Source organism: Cryobacterium sp. Sr8, from assembly GCF_004403225.1.
Lineage (GTDB): Bacteria > Actinomycetota > Actinomycetes > Actinomycetales > Microbacteriaceae > Cryobacterium > Cryobacterium psychrotolerans.
In genome coordinates, this window is record NZ_SOHO01000006.1 from 61981 (window position 1) to 69885 (window position 7905).

Consider the following 7905-nt stretch of genomic DNA (forward strand, 5'->3'; position numbering starts at 1 on the left):
GCGACCACCACGACGACGACCACGTGCACCTGTACCTGTACCTGTACCTGTACCTGTACCTGTACCTGTACCTCCAGGATACCTTCAGCTTCCGGGTGGCCACGCCGGAAGCTGCAATCGCGCTGGCCCGCCGGAAGCACTAGCGCCGGTCCGGGCGCCGAGACTCGCCGTTTCCGCCGAGACTCGCCGTTGCAGCGGCGACTCTCGGCAGGAACGGGGACTTTCGGCAGCTGCTCGCTCAGCGGGAAACTCTGCGGCGGTGATCCTATGCTGGGCGCATGGCCTCCCGCGAAGCCCCCTCCCAGCAGCCTGGCCCCACGCCGCAGCCTGGCCCCACGCCGCCACACCCCACGCCGCTTCGACCGTGGCGGCGCCCGGCCCTCGCCGGCGTCGCCGCCGCGCTCGCCGGGCTCGGCCTCGCCGAGCTGACTGCGGGCCTGTTCGCCCCGAATGCCGGCCCGATCCTGGTGATCGGCGCGCTCATCATCGACCTCTCCCCGGCCTGGCTGAAGGACCTCGTGATCAGCCTGTTCGGTACGGCCGACAAGGCCGTGCTCATCGTTTGCGTCGGGCTCGCCGCAGCCCTGCTCTCCGCCGTCGCCGGCGTGCTGGAGTTCCGCCGTCCGCCGGCCGGCCGCGTCATCGCCATCGTGTTCGGCAGCCTCGCGGTATTCGCCGCGGTGACCCGGGCGAACGCGACGGCCATCGACGCCCTACCTTCGGTCGTCGCGATGGTCGTCACGGCCGTCCTCATCACGGTATTCGCGACGAAGTTCCGTGTGCGGCCCGCTCCGGCGGAGGCAGACCAGGCCGCGGGGGCAATCGACCGGCGACGCTTCCTCGCCTGGACCGGGGTAAGCGCCGGCGTGGGCATCCTCGCGGCCGTCGGCGGGCAACTGCTGCAGGCCGGGGCGAGGGCCGCGGATGCCGCCCGAGCCCGGCTCACACTCCCCGCGCCCGCCGTTCCGGCCGCCCCCATCCCGGCCGGCGCATCCGTCGACGTCCCCGGCCTGGCGCCGCTGATCACCCCCAACGACGCCTTCTACCGCATCGACACGGCGCTGCGGGTGCCACGGATCGATGCGTCCCAGTGGACGCTGAAGGTCACCGGAATGGTCGAGAACGAGATCGAAATCGACTTCGTCGAGCTTCTCGCGCTGCCGCTCGAGGAGAGCACGACGACGCTCGCCTGTGTGTCGAACGAGGTCGGCGGCGACCTGATCGGAAACGCAACCTGGCTCGGCTACCCGATCCGGAAGCTGCTCGCCGGGGCCAGGCCGACCAGCGACGCCGACATGGTGCTCTCCCGCAGCCAGGACGGCTGGACGGCGAGCACGCCGCTCGAGGCCCTCACCGACGACCGCAACGCGATCCTCGCCGTGGGGATGAACGGGGTCGCCCTGCCGCTGGAGCACGGCTACCCGGTGCGGATGGTCGTGCCCGGCCTCTACGGCTACGTCTCGGCCACGAAATGGGTGGTCGAGCTGAAGCTCACCCGGTTCGACCGGGAGGTGGCCTACTGGTCCACGCGCGGCTGGTCGGAGCGCGGGCCGATCAAGCTTTCCTCGCGCATCGACGTGCCCCGGGCGGGCGCCCCGGTGGCGTCCGGACCGGTCACCGTCGCCGGTGTCGCCTGGGCGCAGCACACGGGCATCCGGGCGGTTGAGGTGCAGGTGGATGAAGGCGATTGGAACACCGCGACCCTCGCCGATGCGATCTCGGCCGACACCTGGCGGCAGTGGAAGTGGAGCTGGGATGCCCCGGCCGGCGAGCACACGCTGCGGGTGCGGGCGACGGATGCCGACGGCCTCGTGCAGACGTCGGCCCGCCGCGCTGTGGCCCCCGACGGCGCGACCGGCCTGCACGACATCACCGTGCGCGTCGGCTGACGGATCGCCCGGCACCTGTTCCCAAAGCGGACGACTCCGACTTTGTCACGTGCGGTCGAGTTTGCCCGGCACACCCGAGCAACTCGACCGGAACGGTCACACTCGGTCGCCGGTGTCCGGGCCGCTGTCGTCCGCTGCGGCCACAGGTGGCGGGTCAGGCCGCGGCGGTCAGGTGCACCTCGACGGCCTTGACACTGAGCCAGACCTGGTCGCCCGGCCGCAGCCTGAGCTCGCCCATCGCCGCGGGGGTGACGTCGGCGAGCACCGTGTGACCGCCGAGTTCGGTCAGGCAGCGGATGCGCACGATCGCCGCGTGCTGCTCGATCCCGGCGACGCGCGCCGCCCACACGTTCCGGGGCGAGCCCGCCCCCGGCCGCGCGCTGTGCACGAAGACCGCGGAGGGAGAGAACACGGCCGCGGGAGTCGACTGGCCGGGCCCGGACTCCGCGGAGCCGGGCGCGAGCATCCCCGCGGCGGAAGGCTCGTCGGCACTCGACACCTCGAGCCCGCCGGCCAGGGTCAGCGCGGAGCCGCCCCCCGCCAGCCCCCGCAGGCTCGCGGCCCGAAGCAGGTTCTGGCCGACCAGGCGGGCGACGTAATCGGTGCGGGGAGCGCGGGAGACCTCCTGCGGCGTGCCGCGCTGGGTCACCACGCCGGCCTCGAGCACGATGATCTCGTCGGCGAGGATCAGGGCGTCGAGCGGGTCGTGGGTCACCAGCACGGTGGCTCCGCCGAATTCGCGGAGATAGCCGGAGAGGTCCGCGCGGACGTCCATCCGAGTGGCCGCGTCGAGGGCGGCGAGCGGCTCGTCGAGCAGCAGCACGGAGGGTTCGAGCACGAGCGCCCGGGCCAGGGCCGCCCGCTGGGACTGCCCGCCCGACAGCGCCGCCGGCCGCGCCCCGGCCCGGTCGCCGATCCCGACCCGGGTCAGCCAGGCCTGGCTTCGCTCCCTCGCCTCCCGTGCGGGCACGCCGTGGGCACGCGGACCGAATGCCACGTTGTCGAGGGCGCTCAGGTGCGGGAACAACAGGTAGTCCTGGAACACGACGCCGATCCCGCGCGCCTGCGGTTCCAGGTGGATGCCCGCGGCCGGGTCATCGAGGATCCGGTCTCCGACCCGCACCCGGCCCGCGTTCGGCACGATCAGCCCGGCGAGCGCCCGAAGGAGCGTGGTCTTGCCCGCGCCGTTCGGGCCGAGCACGGCGAGGACTCCCCCGGACGGCACCGTGAGGCGAACGTCCAGCCGGAACCCGTCCCGTTCGACCAGGACCAGCGCCTCGAGCGCCGCCTGCCCGGCCCGGTCCGGGGCTCTCATGTGCCGACCCCGATCCACCGGTCGCGGAGGCTCACCAGCACGACCAGGGAGACGGCCAGCAGCAGGAGCGAGAGCACGATGGCGCCGTCCGGATTCGACTGAAGCGCGAGGTAGGCCGAGATCGGCATGGTCTGGGTGACACCGGGGAAGCTGCCGGCGAAGGTGATCGTGGCTCCGAACTCTCCGAGCGCGCGGGCGAAGCAGAGCACGGCGCCGGCGCTCACGCCGGGGGCAACGAGCGGGAGCGTCACCCGGCGGAAGATCAGCCAGCGGGATGCGCCGAGGGTCGCGGCGGCATCCTCGTAGCGTCGGTCGGCGCCGCGGAGCGCTCCCTCGACCGCGAGAACGAGGAAGGGCATCGCGACGAAGGTCTGCGCCAGTACGACGGCGGTCGTCGTGAACGGGATGGATACGCCGAACCAGTCGTAGAGATATTGTCCGGCCAGTCCGCGCCGGCCGAGGAGCAGCAGCAGGGCGACCCCGCCGACGACGGGCGGGAGCACGAGCGGCACGAGCACGAGGGCGCGCAGCACCCGCCGGAAGATCGGGCTGGCCCAGTCGGAGGAGCGAACGAGCACCCAGGCGAGCGGAACTCCGAAGAGCACGCACAACGCCGTCGCGGCGAGCGCGCTGAGCAGCGAGAGCCGGAGGGCATCCCCGACTTCAGGCGTGAACAGCTGCTCCGGGATGCTGCCCCATGGAGCCTTCGCGAGGAGGGCGACCAGCGGCAGCACGAGGAATGCGATCGCGATGACCGCGGGGACCCAGAGCGCGCCCGGCACTCCGCCACCCCGCCGGTCGCCGGCGCGTCCGGCGGCACGCGCCGCCGCCCTGTCGTCCGCCCGGACCTCGTACCCGACCACGTCCCGCCCCGCCCGTCTGCCGCTCCAGCTCGGCCGGAAGGCCGGCACACGCTCATTCTAGGAGCAGGGCGCGCGCGCCGCCGGAGGCGCGGAACCGCCGGGCGTCGGCGTCAGCCGGCTTCGGCGTCGGCGGTTGCGCGTCGGGCGTGTGCACCCGACCGGGCCTACCCGACCCCGAATCCCGCTGCGGCCAGCGCCGCCCTCCCGGTGCCGGACAGCACGAAGTCCAAAAACGCTTCAGCCGCCCCCGGATTCGGCGCGTCCCCGAGCGTCGCGATCGGATACTCGGTGACCGCCTCGTCCGCCCCCGGGAAGTCGATCCCGTCGACCGCGCCGCCGGCGGCCAGGACATCGGTGCGGTACACGAGCGCGCAATCGACCTCGTCACGCTCCACCTTGACGAGCGCCGCCTTCACGTCCTGCTCGAGGGTGTCGGGGGCCGGGGTGATCCCGGCGTCGGCGAACACCCGGGCGGAGAGCATCCCGCAGGGAGCTTCGGGCGCGCAGAGGGCGACGGTCAGGTCGCGGCGGGCGAAGTCGGCCAAACCGGTGACCCCGGCCGGGTTGCCGGCCGGCACGGCGATCCGGAGGCTGTTGCGGGCGAAGACCGCGGCCTCTCCCCGCACCAGCCCCGCGTCGCTCACGACGCCCATGGCCGCCTCATTGGCGGCGGCGAAGACATCCGCCGGGGCGCCGGCGGTGAGCTGCTGCGCGAGGGCCGCGCTGCTGCCGAGGTTGACGGTGACCGCTGTGCCCGGATGCGCGGCCTCGAACTCGTCGGCGAGGTCGGTGAACGCCTCGGTCAGCGACGCGGCCGCGAAAACGACGACCGTGCCGGTGACCGCATCCGGGTCGGGGCCGGCGGGAGCCGCCGAGGCGCAGGAGGCCAGCAGCACGAGCCCCGCGCAGGCCACGGCCGCTGACCGAATCTGGAATCCCGGCATGTTGTCCCTCCCGTCTCCGCGCCCTTGACGGCATCGACAGGCTTATTCTAGGCAGCATGATCATGTTCGACGGGCTGGCTGAACCGGGCGGCGCGCTGTCCCCCGACCGCGTGGCGCGCTACTCCCGCACGATTTCCCTGCCCGGCTTCGGCCTGGCCGCCCAGGGCCGGCTCGCCTCCGCCCGGGTGCTCGTCGTCGGCGCCGGCGGGCTGGGCAGCGCAAGCATCCCGGGCCTGGCCGCGGCCGGCTTCGGCACCATCGGGATCATCGACGCCGACACCGTGGAAGCCAGCAACCTGCCCCGGCAGACGATCCACGGCATCGGGGACGTCGGCCGCAGCAAGGTCGCGTCGGCGCTGGAGACCGTGGCCGCGCTCGACCCGGCCGTGCGCGCGGTCGGCTACGACACCATGCTCACCGCTGCGAACGCGCTGGAGATCATGAGCGGCTACGACCTCGTGCTCGACGGCAGCGACAACTTCGCCACGCGCTACCTCACCAACGACGCCGCCCTCCTGAGCGGCATTCCCGTCGTCTGGGGCGCAGTGCACCAGTTCGGCGGGCAGGCCGGCGTGAGCTGGGCCGCCCGCGGGCCGCACTACCGCGACCTGTTCCCCGAGCCGCCGGCACCGGGAACGGTGCCCTCCTGCGCCGAGGCCGGCGCCCTGCCGCCGGTCTGCGCGGTCATCGGGGCCCTCATGGTGGCCGAGGCGATCAAGCTCGTCAGCGGCGTCGGCGACCCGCTGCTCGGCCGGGTCACGATCTATGACAGCCTGCGCGCAACGTTCCGGGAGGTCGGCTACGCGAGCGACCCGGAGGGCACCCCCGTCACCGGGCTGATCGACTACGAGGCCTTCTGCGGCACGGCCACGGCCACGGATGCCGACACCGGCTCGGGCACGGCCGCCCCGGCCGGCATCGCCATGCGTGACATCGACGCGCGGGAGCTTTCCGAGCTCCTCGCTGCGGGCTCGCCACTGCGCCTGGTCGATGTGCGGGAGCCCTGGGAGGCGGAGGTGTCCCGCCTCCCCGGCTCGCAGCTGCTGCCGCTCGGCGACCTGGAGCGGGACCCGCAGGCCGCCGTGGACGCGCTGCAGGGAGGCCCGCCCGTCGTCGTCTACTGCCACCACGGGCCGCGTTCCGACCGGGCCAGGGCCATCCTCGAGCGTGGCGGTCTGGTCGGCGTGCGCTCCCTGCAGGGCGGCATCGACGACTGGGCGGCCACCATCGACCTCGCGCTCAGGCGATACTGAACGGATGACCGCAAGGTCGAACGAGCACGGATGACCGCCAGGTCGCGCGCGCGAGTGCCGAACACGAGAGTATGGACATCATGACCGAGCTGACTCACCTGGATGCCGACGGCCGCGCACGCATGATCGACGTGGGCCACAAGGCGGAGACGAGCCGAGTGGCCGTCGCGAGCGCGCGGTTCGTCACGACCGCGGAGGTGCTCGCCCTGGTGCGGGCCGACAACCTGCCGAAGGCCGACGTGCTCGCCACCGCGCGCATCGCCGGGATCTCCGCCGCGAAGAAGACCTCCGAGCTGATCCCGCTCTGCCACCAGGTGCCGCTCTCCTCCGTGACCGTCGGCTTCCGGCTCGGCGAGAACACCATCGACATTGAGGCTTCGGCGAAGACCCGCGGCCAGACCGGCGTCGAAATGGAGGCGCTCACGGCCGTGACGATCGCCGGGCTCACCCTGCACGACATGGTCAAGGCCGTCGACCCGGGCGCGACCCTCACCGACGTGCGACTGGACTCCAAGAGCGGCGGCAAGCGCGGCCACTGGACGCGCGACGACACGGCCGAGGCCCCCGACGTGCCCGAGACCGGCTCGACCGAGGCATCCGGCCGCACCGCTCGGGTCATCGTCGCCTCGACGCAGGGCGCCGCCGGCCGGCGCGAAGACACGACCGGCCCGGTCATCGCGGCCTGGCTCGGCGGCCTGGGCTACGATACGGCTCCCCCGCGGGTGGTGGCGGATGCCGACATCGGCGCCGCCCTCGCCGCCGCGGTGCAGGGCCAGCCGGCGGTCATCATCACGACCGGCGGCACCGGGGTGTCCCGCACGGATGCCACGCCCGAGGCGACCGCTGCCGTGCTCGACCGTGAGCTGCCGGGCATCGCCGAGGCCCTGCGCCGCCGCGGCGCGGAGACCACCCCGTCCGCGGCGCTCAGCCGGGGACTGGCCGGAACCGCCGGTCGCACGGTCGTGATCAACCTCCCCGGTTCGGCTGGCGGGGTGCGCGACGGCCTGGCTGTGCTGGGCGATCTGCTCGACCACCTCGTCGACCAGGTGTCCGGCTCCGGCCTGCACGAGGCGCCCGCGCACGAGACATCCGCGCACGGGGCGAGCCTTCCGGCGGCCGGCCGTGGCTGACGTGCTGGCCGCCATCTCGGCGGAACCCATTGACCCGCACGCCGTGGACGACTTCGTGCTCTCCGCCGAGAACGGGGCCGTGGTGTCCTTCCAGGGGATCGTGCGCAACCACGATCAGGACCGGGCCGTGACCGCGCTGGACTACCAGGCGCATCCGGAGGCCGAGCGTTTCCTGCGCGAGTGCTGCGAGGGCGTCGCCGCCCGCACCGGACTCAGGGTCGCCGCCATCCACCGCACCGGCCCGCTGCGGGTCGGCGACATCGCGCTGGTCGCCGCCGTGGCCGCCCCGCATCGCGCGGAGGCCTTCGCCGCGTGCGCCGAGCTCGTCGAGGTGATCAAGCTCACCGTGCCGATCTGGAAACGCCAGCACTTCCCCGCCGGCAGCTCGGAATGGGTCGGCCTCTAGCTGTTGTTCCCACTGACGTTGTGAACGCGGTCGATGGGTGATTTGCCGCCGATGCCGGTATGGGGTCTGTGGTGATTGTAGCTATGGATCCAGCCCTGGTAGGTG

At 73.1% G+C, this 7905-nt stretch carries 7 protein-coding genes and 1 pseudogene; 4 read left to right on the plus strand and 4 right to left on the minus strand.

Annotated features, from left to right (window positions below; genetic code table 11):
• The first annotated feature begins 278 nt into the window (after positions 1 to 278).
• Entirely contained in the window at positions 279 to 1889 is a 1611-nt protein-coding gene (locus tag E3T54_RS00565; protein ID WP_134474120.1) for a molybdopterin-dependent oxidoreductase, read from the plus strand.
• Between the two features lie 154 nt (positions 1890 to 2043).
• Here E3T54_RS00565 and E3T54_RS00570 read toward each other — a convergent pair whose 3' ends face one another.
• The 3 genes from E3T54_RS00570 to modA all read right to left on the minus strand — a co-directional run bounded on the left by E3T54_RS00570 (position 2044) and on the right by modA (position 5011).
• Entirely contained in the window at positions 2044 to 3204 is a 1161-nt protein-coding gene (locus E3T54_RS00570) for an ABC transporter ATP-binding protein (RefSeq protein WP_092321205.1), read from the minus strand.
• Complete coding sequence (locus tag E3T54_RS00575; RefSeq protein WP_241976980.1) at positions 3201 to 3986, minus strand: ABC transporter permease; 786 nt, start codon at positions 3984 to 3986, stop codon at positions 3201 to 3203. Before E3T54_RS00575 ends, E3T54_RS00570 begins: the two co-directional genes overlap by 4 nt.
• 245 nt (positions 3987 to 4231) lie before the next feature.
• On the minus strand, positions 4232 to 5011 hold the full coding sequence (gene modA / locus E3T54_RS00580) for a molybdate ABC transporter substrate-binding protein (protein WP_134474121.1): 780 nt from the start codon (positions 5009 to 5011) through the stop codon (positions 4232 to 4234).
• 56 nt (positions 5012 to 5067) lie between these two features.
• Between modA and E3T54_RS00585 the strand changes: the two genes are divergently transcribed.
• The 3 genes from E3T54_RS00585 (at position 5068) to E3T54_RS00595 (ending at position 7800) form a co-directional block, all read left to right on the plus strand.
• On the plus strand, positions 5068 to 6264 hold the full coding sequence (locus tag E3T54_RS00585; protein WP_241976976.1) for a ThiF family adenylyltransferase: 1197 nt from the start codon (positions 5068 to 5070) through the stop codon (positions 6262 to 6264).
• Between the two features lie 80 nt (positions 6265 to 6344).
• Positions 6345 to 7394, plus strand: a complete 1050-nt coding sequence (gene moaCB, locus E3T54_RS00590) for a bifunctional molybdenum cofactor biosynthesis protein MoaC/MoaB (RefSeq protein WP_134474122.1) — start codon at positions 6345 to 6347, stop codon at positions 7392 to 7394.
• Entirely contained in the window at positions 7387 to 7800 is a 414-nt protein-coding gene (locus tag E3T54_RS00595; RefSeq protein WP_092321204.1) for a molybdenum cofactor biosynthesis protein MoaE, read from the plus strand. Before moaCB ends, E3T54_RS00595 begins: the two co-directional genes overlap by 8 nt.
• On the opposite strand, the pseudogene E3T54_RS00600 reads toward E3T54_RS00595, so the two are convergent.
• Positions 7797 to 7905 (minus strand): annotated as a pseudogene (locus tag E3T54_RS00600) (integrase core domain-containing protein); the annotation flags it as partial. The gene E3T54_RS00595 and the pseudogene E3T54_RS00600 overlap by 4 nt on opposite strands.